General features: G+C 63.3%; 13 protein-coding genes. 1 reads left to right on the top strand and 12 read right to left on the bottom strand.

Features of this window, described 5'->3' with window-relative positions; genetic code table 11:
• Window positions 1-47 precede the first annotated feature (47 nt).
• Genes HAV21_RS21035 through ligA form a run of 3 tightly spaced genes read right to left on the bottom strand, consistent with a single transcriptional unit; the run spans window position 48 to window position 4,375 of the window.
• Complete coding sequence (locus HAV21_RS21035) at window positions 48-1,256, bottom strand: AAA family ATPase (protein ID WP_166843040.1); 1,209 nt, start codon at window positions 1,254-1,256, stop codon at window positions 48-50.
• 6 nt (window positions 1,257-1,262) lie between these two features.
• Entirely contained in the window at window positions 1,263-2,087 is an 825-nt protein-coding gene (locus HAV21_RS21030; protein WP_166843039.1) for an inositol monophosphatase family protein, read from the bottom strand.
• Window positions 2,084-4,375 (bottom strand): NAD-dependent DNA ligase LigA, encoded by a 2,292-nt coding sequence (gene ligA, locus HAV21_RS21025; RefSeq protein WP_166843038.1) that lies wholly within the window; start codon window positions 4,373-4,375, stop codon window positions 2,084-2,086. The genes HAV21_RS21030 and ligA overlap by 4 nt, the downstream gene beginning before the upstream one ends.
• A 135-nt stretch (window positions 4,376-4,510) precedes the next feature.
• Here ligA and HAV21_RS21020 point away from each other — a divergent pair, with 135 nt between their 5' ends.
• Window positions 4,511-4,966: a hypothetical protein gene (locus tag HAV21_RS21020; RefSeq protein ID WP_208097318.1), complete on the top strand. Its 456-nt coding sequence runs from the start codon at window positions 4,511-4,513 to the stop codon at window positions 4,964-4,966.
• A gap of 103 nt (window positions 4,967-5,069) precedes the next feature.
• On the opposite strand, the gene HAV21_RS21015 is transcribed toward HAV21_RS21020, so the two are convergent.
• The 9 genes from HAV21_RS21015 to HAV21_RS20975 form a co-directional block, all read right to left on the bottom strand.
• Window positions 5,070-6,131: a DUF4238 domain-containing protein gene (locus HAV21_RS21015; protein WP_166843036.1), complete on the bottom strand. Its 1,062-nt coding sequence runs from the start codon at window positions 6,129-6,131 to the stop codon at window positions 5,070-5,072.
• 68 nt (window positions 6,132-6,199) lie between these two features.
• A complete protein-coding gene (locus HAV21_RS21010; protein WP_166843035.1) occupies window positions 6,200-10,654 on the bottom strand; it encodes an FtsK/SpoIIIE domain-containing protein in 4,455 nt (1,484 codons plus the stop codon).
• Window positions 10,651-11,355: a hypothetical protein gene (locus HAV21_RS21005; RefSeq protein ID WP_166843034.1), complete on the bottom strand. Its 705-nt coding sequence runs from the start codon at window positions 11,353-11,355 to the stop codon at window positions 10,651-10,653. The genes HAV21_RS21010 and HAV21_RS21005 overlap by 4 nt, the downstream gene beginning before the upstream one ends.
• Before the next feature lie 44 nt (window positions 11,356-11,399).
• Window positions 11,400-13,172 (bottom strand): serine/threonine-protein kinase, encoded by a 1,773-nt coding sequence (locus HAV21_RS21000; RefSeq protein WP_166843033.1) that lies wholly within the window; start codon window positions 13,170-13,172, stop codon window positions 11,400-11,402.
• Complete coding sequence (locus HAV21_RS20995) at window positions 13,169-15,112, bottom strand: FHA domain-containing protein (protein WP_166843032.1); 1,944 nt, start codon at window positions 15,110-15,112, stop codon at window positions 13,169-13,171. Before HAV21_RS20995 ends, HAV21_RS21000 begins: the two co-directional genes overlap by 4 nt.
• The gene (locus HAV21_RS20990; protein WP_166843031.1) at window positions 15,099-16,025 is read right to left on the bottom strand and encodes a protein phosphatase 2C domain-containing protein; all 927 of its coding nucleotides are present in this window, start codon (window positions 16,023-16,025) and stop codon (window positions 15,099-15,101) included. The genes HAV21_RS20995 and HAV21_RS20990 overlap by 14 nt, the downstream gene beginning before the upstream one ends.
• A complete protein-coding gene (locus tag HAV21_RS20985) occupies window positions 16,022-17,611 on the bottom strand; it encodes an RDD family protein (protein ID WP_166843030.1) in 1,590 nt (529 codons plus the stop codon). The genes HAV21_RS20990 and HAV21_RS20985 overlap by 4 nt, the downstream gene beginning before the upstream one ends.
• The gene (locus HAV21_RS20980) at window positions 17,604-20,105 is read right to left on the bottom strand and encodes a transglutaminase domain-containing protein (RefSeq protein ID WP_166843029.1); all 2,502 of its coding nucleotides are present in this window, start codon (window positions 20,103-20,105) and stop codon (window positions 17,604-17,606) included. Before HAV21_RS20980 ends, HAV21_RS20985 begins: the two co-directional genes overlap by 8 nt.
• Window positions 20,102-21,505, bottom strand: coding sequence for a DUF58 domain-containing protein (locus tag HAV21_RS20975; RefSeq protein ID WP_166843028.1), 1,404 nt, complete (start codon window positions 21,503-21,505; stop codon window positions 20,102-20,104). Before HAV21_RS20975 ends, HAV21_RS20980 begins: the two co-directional genes overlap by 4 nt.
• Between the last annotated feature and the right edge of the window lie 47 nt (window positions 21,506-21,552).

Here is a 21,552-nt window from a genome sequence, read left to right as displayed (position 1 = left end):
CCTGCAACTTTAAGTGATCATCGCCCGTCTGATCATCGCTTGCCGCTTCAACGCTTCGGCCAGCTCCACAGCGGACCTTCCAGCGCGCCCAAGCCCTTGATCCTGGTTTCGCCCAGGTCCTTGTAGAGCTCATGCTCATGGGCTGCACCGCTATCACGCAGTGCCTTGAGCAAGGCATCGGAGTGGGTCACCACAATCATCTGGCTGTTGGCACTGGCCTGGACAATCAGTCCGGCCAGTGCCGGCATCAGGTCCACATGGAGGCTGGTCTCGGGCTCGTTCAGGACCATGAGCTCTGGTGGCCGTGGCGTCAGTAATGCCGCGGTGAGCAGGAGGAAGCGCAGGGTACCGTCCGAGAGTTCAGCAGCTTTCATGGGGCGCAGCATGCCGGGCTGACGGAGTTCCACGCTGAACCGACCATCGCTAACGGCGATTTCCAAGCGGCTTCCGGGAAAAGCATGATCGACGGCGGCATCCAGCTGCCGCTCGAAACCCACCTCCCGCAGTGTCTGCAGTGCGGCCGCGAGATCCTTGCCGCTGTGATGAAGCACGGGGGTTCGCGTTCCCAGCTGCGCCTGACGAGCGGGGGCCTCGGCGTCTGTGCGGAAATGGTCGTAGAACCGCCATGAGCGGACCGAGTCCCGAACCCGCAGAACTTCCGGTGCCCGGTCCTGGTCCGAGACCTCCGTCAGCATGCTCTGGAAAGTGTCCAACCTCCGTGATAGCTCAGTCCAATCGCCGTCCGGTCCGCGCAGCTTGGCGAGGCTCCCCTTGCGGTCCACCAACAACGATCCCGGCCGCGCCACGGGGCCGGAGAAAATCTGTTCCCGTTTGACTTCAGGATCCAGACTGAACGCTGAGGGGCGCGAACGGCCGGTCTCCTGGTCAAAACCGGCCCCGCTGGATGCCGGCATGCCAAGATCCACCAAGTAACCGAAGTCATCACCGGAGTAGCCCAATTTCAGGTTCACGGACTCCCGGCGGACTGTTCCCTGGACGGGGACTTCACCACGCCGCATGGCCTCGCTGATTGACTCAGGCCCGGCCCAGAGCGTCGAGGCCAACCCGCCATCCCGGGCCAAGGAGCCCACCACGTTTCCGGAATCTCCGCCGGCACACTCGGCCAACAGCCGAAGCGCCCGGTAGAGGGAGGACTTTCCACTGCCGTTGGCCCCTGTCACGATGTCCAGGCCATGCAGCTCCATGGCGAGGTCCCGGATGGAACGGTAGTTGGTGATGGCCAGTGTGCTGATCACTGGCGGTCACAAAGGGAACTTGCCGGATAGTTCAAGGGCCCCGGCGCACATCCATGATGCCAAGCGGTCTTCCGCGCTGGGGCCACCATCAAGTGGGCTTTCCAATCGCGGCCGCCGAACCCAGCAACCTGCTTCTTCCGCAATGAGGGCCCCGGCAGCGAAGTCGTGCTCGTTGAGGCCGCGTTCCCCGTAGGCATCAAAGGTACCGTCGGCCACGAGGCAGAGGTCCAAGGCTGCCGACCCGAGACGCCGGACATCGGCAAAACCATCCATGAGCACGGCGAGGCCTTCCGATTGGCTGGCCCGTGTGGCGGGGTCGTAACTGAAGCCTGTGGCCAAAATGAGCCCTGTGCGCCCGGGGACAGGACCGGCAAGAGGCGTCGCCTCTCCCCCGGCCTCCATCCAGGCGCCGAGCCCGCGGGCTGCGAAGTAGATGCGGCCCAGCGCCGGCGCGTGAACGACGCCGGCCTGCCAGACGCCGTCGGAATCCGCCACCGCTACGGAGGTGGCGTAGTAGACGATGTTGCGGATGAAGTTGGTGGTCCCGTCCAAGGGATCAATGGACCAGCGGTACCCGGAGGGTTGCTCCGGCCGGGTAGTGCCATGTTCCTCCCCTGTGATGGTGTCGTGCGGCCGGTCGGCAATAATCGCCTCGCGCACCGCGTTCTCCGCCGCGACATCGAAGGCCGTGACCCAGTCCCCGGCTTCACCCTTGTTAGTGGTCTCCAAACCGTCACCACCCGTACCGGTGGCCGACCGCTGCGCTAGCACAGCAGCTCCGGCTGCCGCAGCACGTTTGGCCACAGCAAGCAGCTCCTTGGTGTCCGTCATTCTGAAGCCGCTTCCGCTGCTGCTTCATCCGCAGGGGTTGCTTCCGATTCAGTTTCCGCCTGTGCCGGACCCTTGGCCAGGAGCTCGCGGAAGCCGTCCTCGTCCAGAACCGGGACGCCGAGTTGCTCGGCCTTGTCCAGCTTGGTGCCGGCGCTTTCACCGGCCACCAAATAGCTGGTGTTCTTGGAGACAGATCCGGAGGCCTTGCCGCCACGGATGATGATGGCTTCCTTGGCTTCGTCGCGGCTGAAGTTGGGCAGCGTACCGGTGACCACCACAGTCAGCCCTTCAAGGGTCCGCGGCATCGAGGTGTCGCGTTCGTCCTCCATCCGCACCCCGGCAGCGGCCCAGCTGTCCACGATCTCGTTGTGCCAGTCAACGGCGAACCATTCCTTGAGCGCCACAGCAATGGTGGGGCCCACGCCATCAACGTGAGCCATTTGCTCTTCCGTGGCATTGCGGATGGCGTCCATGCTCCCGAAAGCGGTGGCCAGTGCACGCGAGGCTGTTGGTCCAACGTGCCGGATGGACAGCGCCACCAGCACTCGCCACAGCGGCTGCTTCTTCGCCTTCTCCAGCTCCACGAACAGCTTTTCCGTGGTTGCCGTTGGTTTGGACGGAGACTTGGCCGTTCCCTTGGTATAGAAGTACGGGACGAGCTCGTAGTCGCCCGTGCCCACACCCTTGGAGCGCTTTTCCCTACGGATCAGGACATCCGCCAGATCTTCCCGCGTCAGGCTGAACAGGCGGGCCTCACTGGTGAGCGGCGGCGTCTCCGGCTCTGCGGGTTGGGTCAGTGCCACAGCCGCTTCCCAGCCAAGTGCTTCGATGTCGAACGCCCCACGACCCGCGAGGTGGAAGACCCGCTCCCGCAGCTGAGAGGGGCAGGACTTGGCGTTGGGGCAACGGATATCCACGTCGCCTTCCTTCGACGGCGCCAGCGGCGTCCCACAGGACGGACATTCGGTGGGCATCACAAATTCGCGCACCGGTGGATCCTGCTTGTCACGCAGCGCCAGCACGGGTCCAACGATCTCCGGAATGACGTCTCCTGCCTTGCGGAGAATCACGATGTCGCCGATCATGACGCCCTTGGCCTTAACCACGTCCTGATTGTGCAAGGTGGCCATGCCAACTGTGGAACCGGCAACTTTCACCGGCTCCATCAGGCCAAAGGGAGTTACCCGCCCGGTGCGGCCCACATTGACTGCAATGTCCAGAAGCTTGGTGTGGACCTCTTCTGGCGGGTACTTGTAGGCAGCAGCCCATCTGGGAACCCGGGAGGTGTAACCAAGTGCCCGCTGGGTGGCGAAGTCGTCAATCTTGACCACGATGCCATCGATCTCGTGCAGGAGCTTGTGCCGGCGCTCACCGTAGTCGGCAATGTATTTCAGGACGTCCTCGAACGTATCCAGCACTTTGAGGTACGGGCTGACAGGCAGCCCCCACTCCTCGAGGAGCTTGTAGGTGTCGGATTGGCTCTTGGCCTCCAACCCTTCGCGGGCTCCGATGCCGTGGACGAACATGCTGAGGGGGCGCTTGGCGGTCTCTGCGGGGTCCTTTTGGCGAAGTGAACCAGCGGCAGCGTTACGGGGGTTCGCAAGCGGTGCCTTACCGGCCGCGACCAGCGTTTCGTTGAACGCCACAAACGCTTTGGACGGGATAAACACCTCGCCACGGATTTCCACTTCCGAGGGGTATCCCGAACCACTGAGCTGCCGTGGGATCTCCTTGATGGTGAGGACGTTATGCGTGATGTCTTCGCCCGTGGTGCCGTCGCCGCGCGTTGCGGCGCGGACCAGTTTGCCGTCCCGGTACAGCAGATTTACGGCAAGGCCATCGATCTTCAGCTCAGTCAGCCACGCGATGGGCGGGACGGAATCGCCTAGCTTGGCAACGGAAGCTTCGGCCTTCCGGACCCACGCCTCCAGCTCGTCCAAGGAGAAGACGTCGTCAAGGCTGTACATCCGCTGCAGGTGCTCCACTGCCGCGAAAGCAGACGACACTTCGCCGCCAACCTCCTGCGTGGGCGAGTCATTGGAGACAAGCTCCGGATGAAGTGCTTCCAGTTCCTCCAACCGGCGGTAGAGTTCATCGAACTCGGCGTCGGAAACCGTGGGCGCGGCTTCCTGGTAGTAGGCGTAACGGTACTTACGGACGAGGTCCGCTAATTCCTCGTACTCATCGCGCAGGGTCTCCGATGGCGGAGTCCCCTCCTCTGCGACGATCGCCGCGGCGGCTTGCTGGCTTGTGGTCTCTACCGGATCCGGATTCTCTGGTGTGCTCACAGGTCTATCTTGCCGTAACCCTCAGAGATTAAAGAGCCGCTAGTGCAACGAGAGCCGGTTCTTCCTCCAAGGGGCAAACGCGAGCCTTCCCAAGGCAACCAAAACGACAGCACCCAGAAGCCCGAACAGACCAGCGTGTCGGGACCCGAAACAGAGCTCGATGCCAGCGCGGCCGTCTGCGTCTCCTTGACCTTATCCATGGGCATGTTCCACGTGGAGGACCTGCTCAGGCTTGCGCTTGCTGAGCCCGGGCTCCCAGACGACGATACTGGCGGCGTTGCTGGCGCAGAGACCGTCCCGGCGCTTGCGGTGGGAACGGAGGAGTTCGACGCCGGGGCGCTCACCTGGGGTGCCACCGGTGACGATCTGGGTCACCCGCCGGCGGGGTGGACCTTGCACGGGCGGCTGCTCGGCTTGAACCGGAGGCGCTTGTCGCACAGCGCAGCCTGGGCGGCGGCTACGGGCGCGAGCAGCAAGCATCAGCCCGCCGTGGCTCACGGACAGTGCAACGCGGCCGTTATGGCAGTTGGCAATGCAGCACGAACAACGCAGTGCCGCATGATTAACCTCAGCTGGGCGTTTGGGGCGTGAGCCGTCTCAATCGCGGTATTTCCGGGACTCTCCTACCGTGGGCGGCATCGTGCACGTCTCCGTAGCATGCGGACACGAGGATTGTGCCGCCACTGTCACCGAATCAGTCAACGGACAAAACCAACCCAATGCCATCGAACGCCAGAAAGCGTTCTGCACGAATCTCTCGATTGGGAGCCATGAAAGTTCCCCCGGGTTCGAGCTCTGACACAGCCCCGTAGCGATCCAGGGACACCCCGTCGAATGATTCTAGTTCTCCATGAACTACAGCCTGTACAACTCGGTGAAGTCCGCCCAGCTCCCGTGTGTCGACACTGAACGGCCATTGTTCGAGGACCTCATCTATGGCGTGCCAGTCGAACCGTCCTAAATCCTCCGGCCGGACGTCATCAATCGACGTTCGTGTCCCGACGATGAAGTCCTGAGCTGTGTGCGCAAGTGCTCGATTCAATTCGCCGACCTTGACCTCAGTCTGCGAGTAGTAGATGGAAGGTTTCCACTCCCCTTCAGACCTCGTTATGACCCGGCGGGAAGCACATGGCGTCAGCATGAGAAGGTTCCGCCGACCTATGGGAAACCACAGAGCTAAAACGTCCGGATCCTCGCTGACCAGGTCGAACCCATATCCCACATCCGGGAGGACAATGTCTTCGTCAAACTCGAAAACAACCCATTCACTCGCTAGTGCCCTCGCAGCGAAGCGCTCCATTTCCATCAAGCGGTTGATGGCGATGTTCGTGTCGTCTAGGGCAAGCTCGGCGAGTTCGGGAATCTCCGCGAACAGACCCGAGGTGGAGTTGGCCAACCGTCTCGTTACGCGTGACTTGTAGCCGCGGTCGCGAGCAAATGAAGCTGCAACGAAAGGCACCAACGTATCGATCCACTCCGCCGCGGTGACTGATCGATCGATCAGTCGATCCAAGACCCCCGGCAGGTCGCCCTCATAGGAACTCCAGACATCGTCAACAGCGCGTACGCCGCGGGTGGGGAACATGCCACTATCGACGTCATAAAGGCCGTTGCTGTATCCCACAGCTTCGGCTCGAACTTCTGCCCGACTGCCATTGCTGCGAAGCGACCACACTTTTCTCTTACGTGCTGGCCCGACGGCGTCCTGCGAGAACCGCGCCATCAGGCTCGCTGGTATGAAGTGATCTTTTGCCATGTGTTTTCCCCAATATTGCAACAGTTATTACGCGCGTATCCATGACGCCCACGACGCAAGGTAGCATCCTAGCTACGGTTTTCCGGCGGCATGGCGATCTGGAGCTTGCGTACCTTTCCACGACCCACAATGTAGCCGCGGCCCGGGATGAAGTCCTTACTGATCCGGCCAAGGGAAGTGTTGAGGAGGGTGTCGCCTTCCACGTCCCCGGGGTTGAGCAGGAGCCCGCGACGCCCGGATTTGAACGGCTGGGCCAGGGACCAGGCCTGGGACCAGGTGGACGTTTCCGACTCGCCGACCACCCACTGGTCAGCCTTGATCGCGGCGGTCACCAGGCGACCCACGCCAGATTCCGCCAACGTGTCCGTGAACTCTGTCAGGCCCTCGATGAAGATGGCCATGGTGCCAGGGTTGTCCGCGGCTTTGTCGATCAGGTCATCCACCACATCCGAGACTTCGTCCGGACCCACCAGCGACCTGCTCCAGATGTTCAGTGACGCCACGGCGGAGCGCCGGGACCCAATGTAGATGAGGTCAGTTCGCGGGTTCGAGCGCCGCAGGGCGTAGGCCAAGGTGACCAGTGCCACCGTACGTCCGGCACCTGGAGGCCCGGCCAACAGAAGGGATCCCTTGGCAGCGATGGCCGCCGAACCCAGCGTTTCGTCGTCGACACCAATGACGGGGTTGTCCGAAGCTCCGTTGGGCAGGATGTCCAGGTCCACCAATTCCGGGAGCCGCTGGATCTGAGGCGCCTGCTCCAGGCCCTGGCGCAACATCGCCTGGCTGAGCTTGGCCACTTCGCGGGCTTGGAGCGCGAGGTTCGAGTTGCCGCCCAGTACAGCGAGCTGAACTTCAAGCCCGTCCAACAAGCCACGTCCCGGAGGTGAGGCTGCGTTGAGGACATCCTTGGGAACATCAAGGGTCATGTAGTCATCTTCGGAACTAAGACGCAGGACCAGCCGCTTCTGGATTGAAGCAAGGAGCGACGCCGGTACGGAGTTTGTACGGTCACCGCTGACTACCAGGTGGATGCCCAAGGGGCGTCCGTCCGTTGCCAGTGTCAGGAAGATGTCCCACAGCGCTGACAAGTTGCTGTACTCGTAGGACTCACGGAAGGAAGACATGCCGTCCACCAGGATGAAGATGCGCTTTTCTTCGGGCCGGTTGGCCAGCTGCCGGTATTCGACGATGGTGGAGGCCCGGACCTCGGCAAACCGTGCTGCGCGATCATCCGCCACTTCCTTGAGCCAACGCAGCAGTCGCCCAACGCGCTCCACGTCATCCCCGTTGATGATTTCACCAACATGGGGAAGGCCATCAAGCATTTTGAGCCCTGAAGAACCACAGTCCACGCCGTAGACGTGCACGGGACCACCACGCGGCGTGACAGCCGCTGCGATGGCAATCCCGCGCAGCGCCGCCGACTTGCCGGATCCACCCGTGCCGTAGACGGCCATGTTGCCATCCTTATCCGGCTCGTAGAACACAGTGGGCTGGTCCTGGTGGGCGGGGTCGTCTGCCACACCCAGCAGGAGCCGTTCGTCGGTCCTCGGGTTGGGAAGCTTGGAGAAATCGTAGGTGGTGGCGAGTTCGTTGAGCCAAGGCTTCCGGGGAGGTTCGATGGACAGGACGTCGGCTGCCCGGATGATGTTTCCGGTCATCCTCGCAATGTCATTGGGCCCGGCAGGTTCCTCTTCCACCTGTGACACCAGGGGCGGTTCCCAGGTGGGTCCGGATCCGAACGCCATCTCCACAATGTCAATCCTGGGACGCTGCGGCTTTTCGGTGGTCCAGCCACCTGCATAGCCGGTTTGGAAGCCCTGGATTCGGCCTGGACCGGTCTTCGCAGCACCACGGCCCGGAATGGACGGATCAAAGTAGGCCGCGGTGGGAACGCCCAGGATGTCCGTGGCGTCCACTTCGTCGGCCATGCGCAAGGCGACGCGAAGGTTGGTATTGGCACGCAGATTGTCCTTGATGACACCGGCGGGCCGTTGGGTGGCCAGGATCAGGTGCAGACCCAAGGAGCGGCCACGGGCGGCGACATCCACCACGCCATCAACGAACTCGGGAACCTCGGTTGCCAGAGCGGCGAATTCGTCCACGATGATGATGAGGTAAGGGGGCGCCTCAGGATCGGCTTCGCGTTGCAGGGCCAAAAGGTCCTTGGCCTTCTTACGGTTCAAAAGCCGCTCGCGGTAATGAAGCTCAGCGCGCAGCGAGGTCAGTGCACGGCGCACCAGGTGCGGAGACAAGTCAGTCACCAACCCAACAGTGTGGGGCAAGTGCAGGCAGTCGGCAAAGGCAGCGCCGCCCTTGTAGTCCACGAACAGGAAGCTGACACGGTCCGGGCTGTACGCGGCCGCCATGCCCATCACCCAGGACTGCAGGAACTCGGACTTACCGGCACCCGTGGTTCCGCCCACCAGTGCGTGCGGACCCTCGTTCTTGAGGTCCAGGTAGAACGGTTCCACACCTTTGGAACCAACCAGCGCACGGAGGCTGCCGTTGTCCTTACGGTTAGGCACCGCCGTGGCGTGGACGGAGTTGTTCTCCTGCCAGCGCTCGGCCACGGCCTGCGGGTTGTCCATCAGTTCTTTGCCGATCAACGTGGCGTAGGAAACGGCGCGCGGAAGGTCGGAGTCGTCGTCGAGCGGGTTTCCAACATCCACCAGCGGCGACATCATGCGCGCCAGTTGGGTGGCGAGTTCGGCATCGAGGCTTTCGCAACTCACCGGGTACGTGTGGCGGCCCAAGCGGACCTGTCCGGTGGTGGTGCCATGATCGCCGTCGACCGAGAGGAAATCACGGCAGGCGGCCGGGAGGGACTGCACGTTGGCGGCCACCCACATGATGTGCACCCCGTAGTCGGGGCCGCGTTCCACCAAGCGTGTGAGGCGTCCGCGGTCCACCGGGGCGTCGTCCTCAACGATCACCAGGACGGCAGGAACAACCGGTCCCGGAATGTCCTCGTGTTCATTCTTGAGTCCGGGACGGGGGTGCGGTCCAGGCTCCTTGGCCATGGACTCGCGCTCTTCCACGAGGCTTTCGAGCTTGGACAACAAGGCGGCGCCAGCGCCGGGGCCGGCAGCCAGATGATCGCCGGAGATGGGGCTGTGGCCCGAACCAACGTGCGGGAGCCACTGCAACCAGTCCCAACGCTCACGTGAACGTGCGGAGGTCAGTGACGTGAGGACAACTTCGGCCGGCGAGTGGAGCCCCACCAGCTGCAGCACCATGCCGCGGGCCACGTCATCCACCACGCTGCGGTCCCCTGCCACGCCAAAGGAGCCCGAGGTGCGCAGCTGCGAGACGATCGGAACCCCTTCTATGACGCGGACCTGCTGCAGGCACTCCTGGATTTCCCGCATGTACTGCGGTTCCGTTTCGTTGGCGCTTGGTTCATCGAACTGGATGCGCGACGGCGCCGAGCCCAACCCAAAGCGAACCCCCAGGAAGTGCTGGTGTTCGGGCCTGTGGGTCCAGAGCAGGGGCCCAAGTTTGTAAATGGCGTCAACCGTATCGCTCACGGACGGCGCTTCCTGGAGCCTGACAGCGCGCTCAATGTTCTGCTGCTTGTCAATGTCCTCGCGGAAAGCCAGCATCGCGGCCTTGAACTGTTTGTGGCCTTCCTTGGCCTGCCGCTTGCTCTGCATCTTGTGGTCCACATAGTGCCCCACGATGAACAGCGGCATCATGGCCATGAAGAGCACGGACAGCAGGTTCTGGGTGACGGCGAAGAGCACGCCGCCCATCAGTAGCGGAGCCACCAGCATGATGTACGGGAAAGGCTGGTGCTCCGGGCGCTTGGGGCCGGCCGGCGGTACCCGCTTGGGCGACTCGAACCTGGGCAGTACCCGCGGCGATCGGTTGAAATCCACCAGGGGCGACGACGGACCACCACCATGGTTCCGTGACAGGGCAACGACGCCCACGGATGTGTCGCCCAACGTGACGGTGTCCGAGGACTCGAGCGTCGCGCGGGTCACCGGCAGCCCGTCCATGAGGAGTCCGTTGGCGGAGTTCGTATCCACGATTTCCACGGTTTCGCCCACCGTAATACGGGCATGGCGCTTGGAGGTCAGCGGGTCCGACAACCGGATGTCGGCGTCCCGGTCCCGGCCGATGTAGCTGGTGCCGAAAGGCAGCGAAAATTCGCGTCCGACGTCGGGCCCTGACATCACGCGCAACGTCGCCGCTGCGGGTCCCCGGCTATTGCCGTTGGCGTGGCCGTTGGACGCGAACTGCTCGCTGACCTGCGCGAGGGAGACCTTGGACCCGGGACGCAACCCGGACTCCAGCAGGTTGTCCGTAGGCCGCAGCACGTGCCCGGAAAGCCCACCGCCGACGAACGCCTCGTCCACGCTGATGGACAGGTTCGACGGCGGCTCGGTTCCCTTTCGTGCGGGGTCGGCCGCCCACAGCTCGGTGGCAATGTCAGCCACGGTGGCACGGCCATCCACCGTTACGGCGAGGTCCTTTGCTTCCGCAGGGTCACGCCGCAAGGTCAGACGGAACTTCATCCTTCGTCGACTCCACTCATTTTTTCAAGAAGATGCAGGTCAGCCGGGGTCACCAAATGCGAGGTCACGGCGTGTTCCACCAAGCGCGCCCGGCGGTTGGTGGCAAGTTTTCCAACTCCGCCGCGCAGGCCAACGACGCCTACCCGGTCCAGTTTGTCGCAGACGTTGTCCAGTTTGCGGTTGAAACGGGTCAGTGCCCAGCCCAGTCGCTTCGCGGCCTCGGCAGATGAGGGAATGGCACTAAAACCGGTACCGTCCCGCCGCAACATGGGCTCGGCCAAGGCAACAATGAGCGCCTTTTGCGAATCAGTGAAGACCACGGGCCCGATGGTGGTGTCCCCCGCCTGGTCATCGTCGCGGGCTTCATGCCGGAAAGACGGCGTCTTCAAGTGCACCGCAAACTCATAGGTTGTAGGTCCGGCAGTGAAAATCACGTTGGTGTGGCTGAACACCAGAGGGATCCGTGCGCCGGGCGCCAACCAGGCCTGCATACCGCCGGAACCGTCAGCCACAGTGGCGGACAACATGCTGCCCACGTTGCTGAGCCACCACATGCCGTCGTAACGGGCAATCTGCAGGAAGCGTCGGTGCAGGTACGGGTTGTCATCAACTTCCAAGTCACCTTCGCGTCCAATGTCGAAGATGTCCTCGTCGGATGGTTCGTACCATTCACCACAGAAATCTATTGCTAGATCCCCCATGATCTGTGCCTCCTAGGTCGGCGGTAAGTAATTCGCATGTGCCGCTACTCCTCCAGGCAGGCGATGGAATCCGGCCCGCCCGGTGACGCGGATCCGTCAGCGCGAACAATGATGGCCTGCACGCAGATGGGTGGTTCATCAAACGCGGAGAGGAACGCTTTCCCAATAGTGGTGTTCTCGTAGACGCCTTCAGATTTGGCCGACTTGATACGCCACTTGAACGTGTCCCCGGCCATCGGCTGCGGGTTGGTCCAGGAAAAGATGATGATATTCCGGTCCTTGGTATCGCGCGCTGCAGCCAACCCCGCAACCTCAGGAACGCTGCCGTCACTCAAAGCGTCGGCCGGCGGCTTGCTGGACGACTCCGTCGGCGCCACCTTGGGCTGAGCTTGAGCACCCAGGATCACGCCAACCACAATGGCCACCACCAGCACCGCCGCACCCGTTGCCGCAAGCCAAAGGTTTCGTTTGCTGTGATCTGCCGGCGGAGCGTCGTCCTGTGCTACCGCAGAGGTACCCGTGGCAGATCGGCTGACCGTTGCACCAAGATCATCCTGTGGTTGCGAGGGCTGCCAGCCACGAAGGACCGTGGACTCTGCCGTGTCAGGCTCGGCGGGCGCATACTGCGCGCCGGGCGGCGTGTATCCGGGCGCCGGAGCATGAAACTGGGGCGGGGCGGAGGGCCCGGCCTGCGACTGGACAGGTTGCGAAGGGTTGGTGAGTTGAGAAGCGTCGGGGGTTTGCGGATCGCCGGCTGGCCGGGTAAACGGCGGTGCCGGCCGCTGGGTACCGCCCGGAACCGTGGACGGGAAGGTTCGTGCCGGGAACGTGGGTGCCGAGCCCGTCGTGGCTGTTCCAGAGGCGTCGGGGTCGATCGAGGCGATGCTCCGGACGCGGGTTTCCTCGAAGTTGTCGTCCGGATGCTGATCGTCACCGTGCCCGGGTTCTTCCAGCACCTCAAAAGGCGTCACGGACAGGTTCAGTTCAGCCTGGATCCGCTGAAGTGCCAATGCGAAAGCGTGCGCTGAGGAATACCGCGATTCCGGCGACTTCGCCATGGACGTGGCCAGCACAAGCTCCAGGGACTCCGGAACGTCGGCACGGCCCAGCCTGGGCAGCGGCGCGTTGGTGATGCGGGAGATCAGTTCCCGCTGGGAGTTGTCCTGTCCCGGAAGGACAAAGGGAGAGCGACCCGCCAGGAGCGTGTACAGCGTTGCGCCCAGGGCCCAGATATCCACGGGAACACCGTCCACGGCGCCGCCGCGGAACTGCTCGGGCGGAGACCACGGGATGGACATTCCGGCGTCGTCCTCGGTGTCTGCCCCGATGGTGCCTGAAATGCCGAAGTCCGTCAGGGCAGGCCTGTTGTAATCGGTGACCAGGATGTTGGCCGGCTTGATGTCACGGTGCACAATGCCGGCCCGGTGGGCGGTTTCGACGGCGGACGCCACCTGGATGCCGACGGCCAGAACCTCGTCCACGCTGAATCGCTGGCGACGGTATCGGACGTCCAAGCTTGGCCTAGAGCAGTACTCCATGGCCAGGTACGAGTGGCCGTTTTCGGTGATCTCGGCTTCGAAGATCGTCACGATGTAAGGATGCGATGACAACTGGGCCATGAGGTTCGCTTCGGACTCGAAGCGGCGACGTGCCCCTTCGGTCTTCAGATCGGACAACAGCACCTTGACCGCTACTTTTCGGCGCGGACGATCCTGCTCATAAAGGTAAACATCCGAGAAGCCACCAGAACCGAGCAGGCTGATGTACTTGAAACCCGGAATGGGTGGAGGCGGCGCAGGGGGCCTCTTGGAACTCAAAGAATCTCCTCGAAACGCAATGAAATGTTGTCTCCCAGCTCGGCAATATCGCCGTCCAGCAGGATCGCCATTTCGTTTTGGGCAAGCCGGCGTGGTGCCTGGCCTTCCCGAATGAGCACTGTTCCGTTGGTTGCCTTCAGGTCGCACAGCATGACGTGCCAACCTTCCAACCGGACTTCCACGTGGGAGCGGGAGATGTCCCCTCCCGGGCTGTCCACTTGGATCAGCCGGGGCATGGTGCCCCCTTGAACACGGGAGACCGACGGCTGCCGGCCAATGATGAGCGACTGGTCCAGGTCAATCAGCTCACCGGTGGAAAGCCGCATCCTGCCCAGACGGGGTCGCGGCACATGCACAGCGTCTCCTGTAACCGGAACCCCGCAGACCGAGCACTGCGGATACGTCGGCGGGTTGGCGTGCCCCTGGGAGCACATGCGTGCCAAAACGCTGGGCCCTACGACGGCTGGGGTCTCAGGGCCACCCACAGCAGCCTTTGCGCCCCCGTCAGCAGCAGCGGGAAGGCTGCTTTTCATGATGGTCTGGCCATCATGATCCGAATCCTCATCCACGGGGCTGCCTTGGGGAGCCGATAGCCAAGCCGCCGGTACCTGCGGTGAAGGAACGGGAGCCGGCCTCGGCGGCGCAACTTGCTGGTCACTACCAGACTCGGGGGTGGAGGAACCGCTGCGGAGCCACGGAACCGAGTCAATCAGACCCGTCGACGGCGCTGCTGCAGACACATCTTCCGTCTGAATATGCGGGGCAGAAGCGGGCGGGGCGGAAACGGGCGCGGCCGAAGGAGGTGCCGGCGTCGGAGGTGTTTGGTCTTCCGGTGCGGGCGAAGCAGGCGAGTCGTGGTCTTCAGAGCCGTCGTCCGAACGGACAGCAGCATCCTCGATGTTCCGCATCACGGTTTTGTCCCACAGATGGTCGTAACTGGTGGTGTTTTCCAGCGAAGGAACCATGGGATCGGTGGTACTCGTGTGGACAGGGACGCCGGCTACTTCCGAATCCAGTCCGGAGGCCGGTTCTTCGGGCTCTGCAGGTTCTTCAGGCACAACGGATTCTTCAGGCACAGCGGATTCTTCAGGCTCTGCGGGTTCTTCGGACTTCTTAGGTGCTTCAGGCACAGCCGGGTCCTCGTTAGCGTGGGCCTCTTCGGTTACCGGATCCACGGGCGCTGCCGGGGGCACTTCCGGTTCCTCAGGAGCAGCCAGAGGGGCGATGCCATGAACCTCAGCGACCCCTGGTCCCTCGGCAACGGCATCTTCCGCAGTGGTGGAAGAACCCGTGGAGTTGATCATGTGGCCGGGCGCGATGGTCAGGCCGAGGTCTGCCTCCGTGTAACCGATCATGGTCTCGTCGGATACCGTAGCGGGCCGTACTTCCGGCTCGCTCTCAGTGTGGCCGGCTGCTTCGGCCGAGGCGTCGAGCGATGCAAGAAGGACCACGCCTTCTCCCAAGGGGAGACTGTTGAGTGGCGAGCTGTTCACCGGGAGGCTTCCACCCGCCGTCGGAATTCCCGCGGGCACGGCAGTGCCGTCTCCGATTCTGGCGCTGTAGGCCGTGGCATCCGCGATCCGGCGTTCGGTCCACGTGGTGACGTCTCGCCCCGTGAGGCGTTCCTCGCCACCGCCCAGCTGCAACCCTCCGCCCAACTGCACCACCAGTTCAAGATCTCCCCGGAGGAACACACGGAGGGCGTCTTTTGAATCAATGATCCCGAAGGGCGGGATACGGCTGAGGGAAACGCCAAAGGCCTCCGTCACCTCATGGAGGACTTCGTGGGCCTCCGGTGCGGATGCCAGCAACTCCCAAACAGTATCGATCAGCGCGTGCGGAGTGTCGGGGCCAAGCAGCACCACGGTTCCGTTCCGCACAACGCCAAACCACTCACCCTGCTGGTAGCGGGTCAGCGAAAGGTGGTTACTGCTTCCCATCAACGCCTTCCTCCTGGTCAGCCCCGGCAGCCTCGTCCGTGCCATTCACCCAAGCCCGGGGAAGGGTGTCTTCTTCAACCTCGGAAGCTACCTCAGGACGGGGCGCAGTAATGGCAATTCCGGCATCGTTCAAGACGTTTTTGGCGTCCACCACAATGACGGTGACGTTGTCCCTGCCACCGCTTCTCAGGGCGGCCTGAATCAGAGCGTCCACGGCATCCTGCGGATGGGCGACGGTGCTGAGGACTCGGAACATGTGGTCATCGCCCAGTTCGCCGTTGAGGCCATCCGAGCAGATCATGATCCGGTCTCCTTCCTGAATAGGAAGAAGCCAGAAATCGGCCTCGGTCTCATCGCCGGTTCCCAAGGCGCGGGTAACAACGTGGCGGCGGGGGTGAACTGTTGCCTGCTCAGCGGTGATATCCCCCGAATCCACCAGCTCCTGGACCTCGGAATGGTCAACACTTACCTGCGTGAATTCCCCTTGGCTGAGGCGGTACGTCCTGGAATCGCCAATGTTCATCACCAGCCAGTAAGGCAAGCCCATCTGTTCCACCACCACCACACCGGACAGCGTGGTGCCTGCGCGGGCACCCGTCGCGTCGCGGATGGCGGCGTCCGCCTTCAACAGGCAGGACTGAAGATCGGCTGCAGTTGCGGTGCGCACACCGGTGGACAATTCAGGGGCACTGCCCAAGGCCCGGACACACATGCCGCTGGCGATTTCTCCCGCCTCGTGCCCGCCCATGCCGTCGGCAACGGCAAACACCGGGTCTGAGGCGATGAACGAGTCCTCGTTCAGTTCACGCCGCAGCCCGCGGTCCGTGCCGTACCCGTAGCTGAGGCGAAACGCAGACCCGCCTGCAGCGGGACCCGCTTCGGCGTTGACGGGGGTAGCCGGCTGTGAGTTCATGCTTGTCCTAGGTGGAAGGAACGGTCCCCAAAGTGAACGGTGGAACCGGGACGGACAAAACTTGCTTCGCCCGGGTTGAGCCTGGTCTGCAAACCATCCGGGGTGGTGACAGCACTGCCGTTGGTGGAATTGCGGTCTGTGACCCAGACACCATCGCCATCTACGCGGAGATGCAGATGGGTTTTGGAAATGGACCGGCCAGGATCCGTCACGGGCAGCAGTTGCTCCACCGATTCCCCGGCCTGTGGTGCCGGATTACGTCCGAGGAGTACTGACCCGCCCAGTTGGATGTCCTGGCCGTCGTCTACCCGGATCCGCAGGACGGCCTGGGCACGGGCAGCCCCCGGGCGCATCTGCGTGAGCTCCACGTCGTCGTCCGGGTGAGCGGTGACGGCAAGAGTGTCTTGGGGCGTGATCGTCACTGCCTGCGGCGCAGGGACTTGCGGCGCGGAGGCTTGCGGCGCGGGCGTTTGCGGTGCGGGCGCTTGCGGCGCTGCTGTTGCTGTCTGCGGTGCCGGTGGGAAAGGCATCGACGGCGGGCGCCATTGGTTCGGATCATGGGACGGCTGCACGGCCGGCGCCACAGGAGTGGTGTGCATGGGGGATGCCTGTGCTGGAGTGGCCGGGGCGGTGTGTGCCGAGGCAGCCGGGGCCGGGCCTGACGGCACCGGGGAAGCTACGGGTTGTACCGGCGGGAGATCCATGGGGGCGAAACTGTACGGACCTTGAATGCCTCCGGTGGTCACCGGATTGCGACCCGCATTGACATCAAAGACCAACGACTTTGCCGCTTTGTCCTGCCAGCCCCGCAGCTTGCCTTCCTTATCCCAGGCATTGGAGATGACCACAAGGACGGCCCACACAACACCAAGGAACATCAGCGGCAAGGCGATCCAGAGGACCAGGCCGATCAATCCGAGCGCCGACAAGATGACGGCAACAATGGACCCCAGAAGCAGGAGGCCGCCAGTGAGAATTCCACGAACAAAAACAACACCAGCGCCCGGCGCATAGCCATCAGAATCCGCACTGCGGATGCCCATGAGCTGGTTGCCAATGGTGTTCCCGGACCTCGCCTCAAGACCAAGAATGACGAAGGTGTACACCACGGTCACGCCCAGGCCGATGCTCCCCAGGAGAACCAGCAGGCCCGTGTCATAGACAATGAAGCCGTTCCTGCGGGTCTGCGTGATGCCGGCAATACCAAGAGCGAAGGTGGTGGCAAGCACGGCGAAGGGTCCCAGCCAGTCCAGCACAGCGGCTCCCAAGCGTTTCCCGGCAGAGGCGGGCGCCAATTCGAGCTTGGTGGTCATTGTGGTCCCTCCCCCTGGCCCAGGCATACGGTCCGGCATGGTTTTTTGGCCGTGCTGCATCGGCGACGCCGGAGCCGACACTACCGAGATACTACCGGGATCGGAGAAACCCTGCCGGTTGGCGAACTCCAACGCCGCCTTCTGGGCATGGTTGATGTTGCCTTCCTTGCGGGCGCCACGGTTATTCAGTGGTGAACCGCATTGCGTGCAAAACGTCGCGCCCGGACGGACCCCGTGCCGGCAAGCCGGGCAAAGTTCTGTCTCATTACTCATCGGTGGTGTCCTTCTTGAACGGCAACGTGAAGCGGCGCTTCGCAGGCTCGGTGGTGCTCTGTTGCCGGCGACGAAGGGCCGCGCGGCCATCCGACAGCAACGAGCGCGGCGAGAACCGTGCCTGCTGCCGTTTCCAGAAACCAACGCTTCCCGTGATGTCCGTCAGAGATGTATCAACGATCTCCCAGTACTCCTTGACTTGGTCCTCACTGGGCTGGCCCGCGCCGAACACAGCTGCGTCGGCCCTGTGGGCAAGCAGGGTGGTGGTAGTTCCGGTAGTGGGAAAGGCCTCAGCAATGACCGTGGCCGATTCGCGCCTGGTGGACTTGGTGTCAATCGAGGCACCCATATCGGTGACCAGGCTCAGCACTTCGTTCCATCCGGCGCCAACCCGCTGGGCGGGGTGGCCATCACGGAAACGCGCCTTCCGGCGTCGTGATTTCAGCAGGAGAATCAGCAGCAGCGGCAAGGCGAGGATCCCCAACGGAATCAGTGCCACACCAATGGCCGCGAGCAGCGGGCCCCAGAAGAGCCACGGGTTGTTCTTCTTCTCGTCAGCATCCAGGGCGTCCGGGGTGGAATCCGGCGGCAGGTCCGCGGGTTCCTGCGGCGGGGGCGGCGGCTGCAGCACCTGCGGCTTGGGCTTGGACTTGTTTTCCGGGTCCGGCGGGATGGGCACATTGTCCTTGGGCGGGGTGGGATCGAAGGCAACCCATCCCACGCGGTCGAACGCCACTTCAACCCAGGCGTGGACGTCCTTACCCGTGATCTTGATGTCGCCGGCACCATTCTCGGGGCTCTTGGGGTCCGGATAGAACCCCATGACCACACGGGACGGAATGCCAAGATGGCGGAGCATGAGGGACATGGACACGGCGTATTGTTCGTCGTCGCCCAGCATTTGCTTGGCGGAGAGCATGTTGCGGACGCGCGCTGCGCTGTGGCCGGGGAGGCTGGGGAGCTGCCCCTCGGCTACCAGTCCGTTGCTGAAAGCACCGCTCTTCTGGAAGTGGGCCTCGATCTGCCGGACGCGGTCAATGGCCGTCGGCGCATCCGCCGAAAGCTGGTTGGCTTGAGACGCCACGATCGGCGGCACTTCCTCCGCCTCGGGCAGCGTGAGCTTCGCGAAGTCGTACTGCGTGAGCTGTCCGTGCTCCAGCGTCCCGGGGTCCGAGACCTGCACGGTGTAGTTCTCGCCCTTGGACAGACCCTTGGTGGTCACAGCAGTGTCCGTGCCGGCGTTGAAGTAGAGCCCCGAAGCTGCGCCGGACGTGTCTGCGAAACTCATCCCCGTGGTGTGCCGGCCTCCAGGCACAAAGTAGCCCTGATAGTCCTCCACGGTGATGTCCAGCGTGTAGTTGGTGCCCTGCACCGGGCTCCCGGAGTCTGCCAGCGTGTTCAGCGAACGGGCGTCGCCTACCTTGCTGAAGTTGCCGGAACTGTTGGGGTCCATGGTGTAGTTCAGGCCGTTGAAGGCGTCCAGCGCCGCCAGCCGGACGCGGGCGTCTTTGGGCAGCCCCTTGACCGTGAACAGCGTCTTGTCCTTCTCATCCTTGACGAAGCTGCGGAAGCTCGCCAAGGGGGTGATGTAATCCCGGGGATCGAAAGGCGGGACGATCGTGTTGCGGAGGACCTTGCGGTCATCACTGGCTGTGACCAGCGGCGAGGCGATTGCAGTAACACCCACCGCAACGGCGATCACTGCTGCAGCAGTCCCCAGCCGGCGGAGCTGCCCTCGGCGGGCCGTAGCGGCGTCGGAATCCGGCCTGTTGGCCGAAACCGCTTTGGTGCTGTTCCGGCGGAGTACATCGCGGCGGAACGTCGCCCACACAATGGACACAATAGTCAGGGAGACGCCACGCTCCACGTTGAGGAAACCCGCACTGGTGCTGAAGGCAATGCCCGTAACAAAGAGAACCAGCACGGGAAGCAACGGCCAGTAGGGGCTCTTCAGACGCCACGTGAGCAGACCGGCAGCCAGCGCAGTGACCAAGGAACTCAGGAACGGCACAATGAGCATGCCGTTCGCTGTCCCTACAGGCACGCCAACAGTCAGCATGTCCTTCCAGGCGAAGACAACGCCCAGCAGGAGCGTGCGCAACGAGTCGAGGCTGGGAAGGAATCCGAAAACTGCCGAGTCCGGCACTGCCAGGGCCGACCCGAAAACCATGTACGCACCGAACGCCACCGCTGTGGTGATCAGCAGCCCCAAACGGAGGTGCGCGTTGAGGACGGCGATACCCAACCCCAGCAGCACGCCGCCCAGGCCTGCGATGAGGTAATGGGGGTCTCCCCCAAAGCTCAAAGCGAAACCGAGCACGCCAAGGAGCAGCAGCACCAGCAGCGCCCCGCAGTCAATGGCAAAATGCCACAGAGGCCTGCCGTCGCTGAAGATGGATGCGCCCGTGGCGCGCGCCGCGGACCGGGACCCCTGGGCAGCGCGGGAGCCCTTCGCTTCCTTCGCGCGGGGACGGAGATTGGGCGCGGTGCTCATGCTGCCGCCTTTCGAAGAACAATGGCCAAGTCGTCCAGGTCGCCCACCGTCAGGACCGTCAGGTCCGCGATATTAGCCCTCGACGGCGCCGCGCCGGGTTGAACCCGCACCGCCAGGCTCCGCACGCCGGGAGGAACGGAGGCAGCGCAGGTGCGCAGCTGGGTTGCCGTCACGTGGCTGCCTACCACAAAGAACACCACTGAGGCATTCGGGACGGCGTCAGACAGGTTCCGTGCGAGGTCGACGGCGGTCTTCCGCATGGGTGCCCCGACAACCCGGGTCATGTCGTCCAGCATGTTACGGCCCGTCTCGCAGCGGAGCGGCCCCTTCTGGGTCAGGACGTCCAGGTCACGTTGTTCACTGATCGCTTGGCGTCCGATGGATGCCGCCACGGAGATGGCCATTTCGAACTCCGCCTCGGAATCATACTCATCGGTGTTGATGGACAAAGAAATGGCAAGGTGCGCGCGCCGGGTTTCCTCGAACTGGCGGACCATGAGCTTATTGGTCCGGGCTGTGGTCTTCCAGTGGATGTGGCGCCGATCGTCACCAGGGACATAGTCGCGCAAAGCATGGAAAGAAACATCCGCACTGGACAGTTCCGTGGTGGGCATGCCCTCAAGGTCACGGATAAAACCTGCTGCCGAGCTGCCCAGGGAGACCGTGCGAGGGTGCACGAACAGGTCCACCGGCTCAGTCCACATGACGCGACGGCGCAGCAAGTGAAGGGGGTCAGCGCGCACAGAGCGGACCGGACCCACCACAATCACCGCACGGCGGGCCGTTGGAATGGTGAAAAGATCCTCATGAACCTGGGCAGGCTTCATTCGGGGCAAATGGAAAACGGCAGTATTTGAACCCACCGGGAGCTCCAAAGCCGCGGGCAACAACGGCCTGGTGGAAACGTTAGATACCGCAATACTGCCCACAGCGTCATCCCCCACAGCCACCCGGGTGCGGGCGAGGTCGAGGACCACGCCATACGCCGAACGGCCCACAATGAAGCCGATGGCCAGAAGGAACAACAGGAAAGCCACCATCGAGGCAGACTTGGCCTCCTGCCACCCCCACGCCTGCCCTGCCCACCAGAGCGCGATTGAGGCAGCCAACACCACCCAGCCGAGCAGGCTCACCACTGCAAGGACAGGCCAAACGAACCTCAGCCACACAGCACGGATCCTGTCCCACGCCGGTGACAGGAAATCGCCGGCGGTTCCAGCGGCTTCCGACCATACGGCTGCGGGGTGGAGCTTGCTGGTGGTGCCGCGTTTACCTGGCTTGCCGGGGCGCTTGCCCGGTTCGTTGCCAGTGCCGCGCAGGGAGCGCAACTTATCGCCAAGTGCAGATGCGGTGCGCTTGAACGAATCAGCAGCCCTGTTCAGGGGTGTGCTGGAGGACATGTGGGTGCCTTTGTTTGAGCTAGGGTGCGGTGGAGAAACGCATGGTA

The organism is Paenarthrobacter sp. MSM-2-10-13 (genome assembly GCF_011605365.1).
Classification (GTDB): Bacteria; Actinomycetota; Actinomycetes; order Actinomycetales; family Micrococcaceae; genus Arthrobacter.
This window is presented reverse-complemented; position numbering and strand designations above follow the sequence as displayed.

Excerpts from the sequence above, each read along its gene's own strand:
- HAV21_RS21030 (WP_166843039.1), bottom strand. The coding sequence starts at position 2,087 with ATGACGGACACCAAGGAGCTGCTTGCTGTGGCCAAACGTGCTGCGGCA.
- HAV21_RS21015 (WP_166843036.1), bottom strand. The coding sequence starts at position 6,131 with ATGGCAAAAGATCACTTCATACCAGCGAGCCTGATGGCGCGGTTCTCG.
- HAV21_RS21010 (WP_166843035.1), bottom strand. The coding sequence starts at position 10,654 with ATGAAGTTCCGTCTGACCTTGCGGCGTGACCCTGCGGAAGCAAAGGAC.
- HAV21_RS21005 (WP_166843034.1), bottom strand. The coding sequence starts at position 11,355 with ATGGGGGATCTAGCAATAGATTTCTGTGGTGAATGGTACGAACCATCC.
- HAV21_RS20995 (WP_166843032.1), bottom strand. The coding sequence starts at position 15,112 with ATGGGAAGCAGTAACCACCTTTCGCTGACCCGCTACCAGCAGGGTGAG.
- HAV21_RS20990 (WP_166843031.1), bottom strand. The coding sequence starts at position 16,025 with ATGAACTCACAGCCGGCTACCCCCGTCAACGCCGAAGCGGGTCCCGCT.
- HAV21_RS20985 (WP_166843030.1), bottom strand. The coding sequence starts at position 17,611 with ATGAGTAATGAGACAGAACTTTGCCCGGCTTGCCGGCACGGGGTCCGT.
- HAV21_RS20980 (WP_166843029.1), bottom strand. The coding sequence starts at position 20,105 with ATGAGCACCGCGCCCAATCTCCGTCCCCGCGCGAAGGAAGCGAAGGGC.
- HAV21_RS20975 (WP_166843028.1), bottom strand. The coding sequence starts at position 21,505 with ATGTCCTCCAGCACACCCCTGAACAGGGCTGCTGATTCGTTCAAGCGC.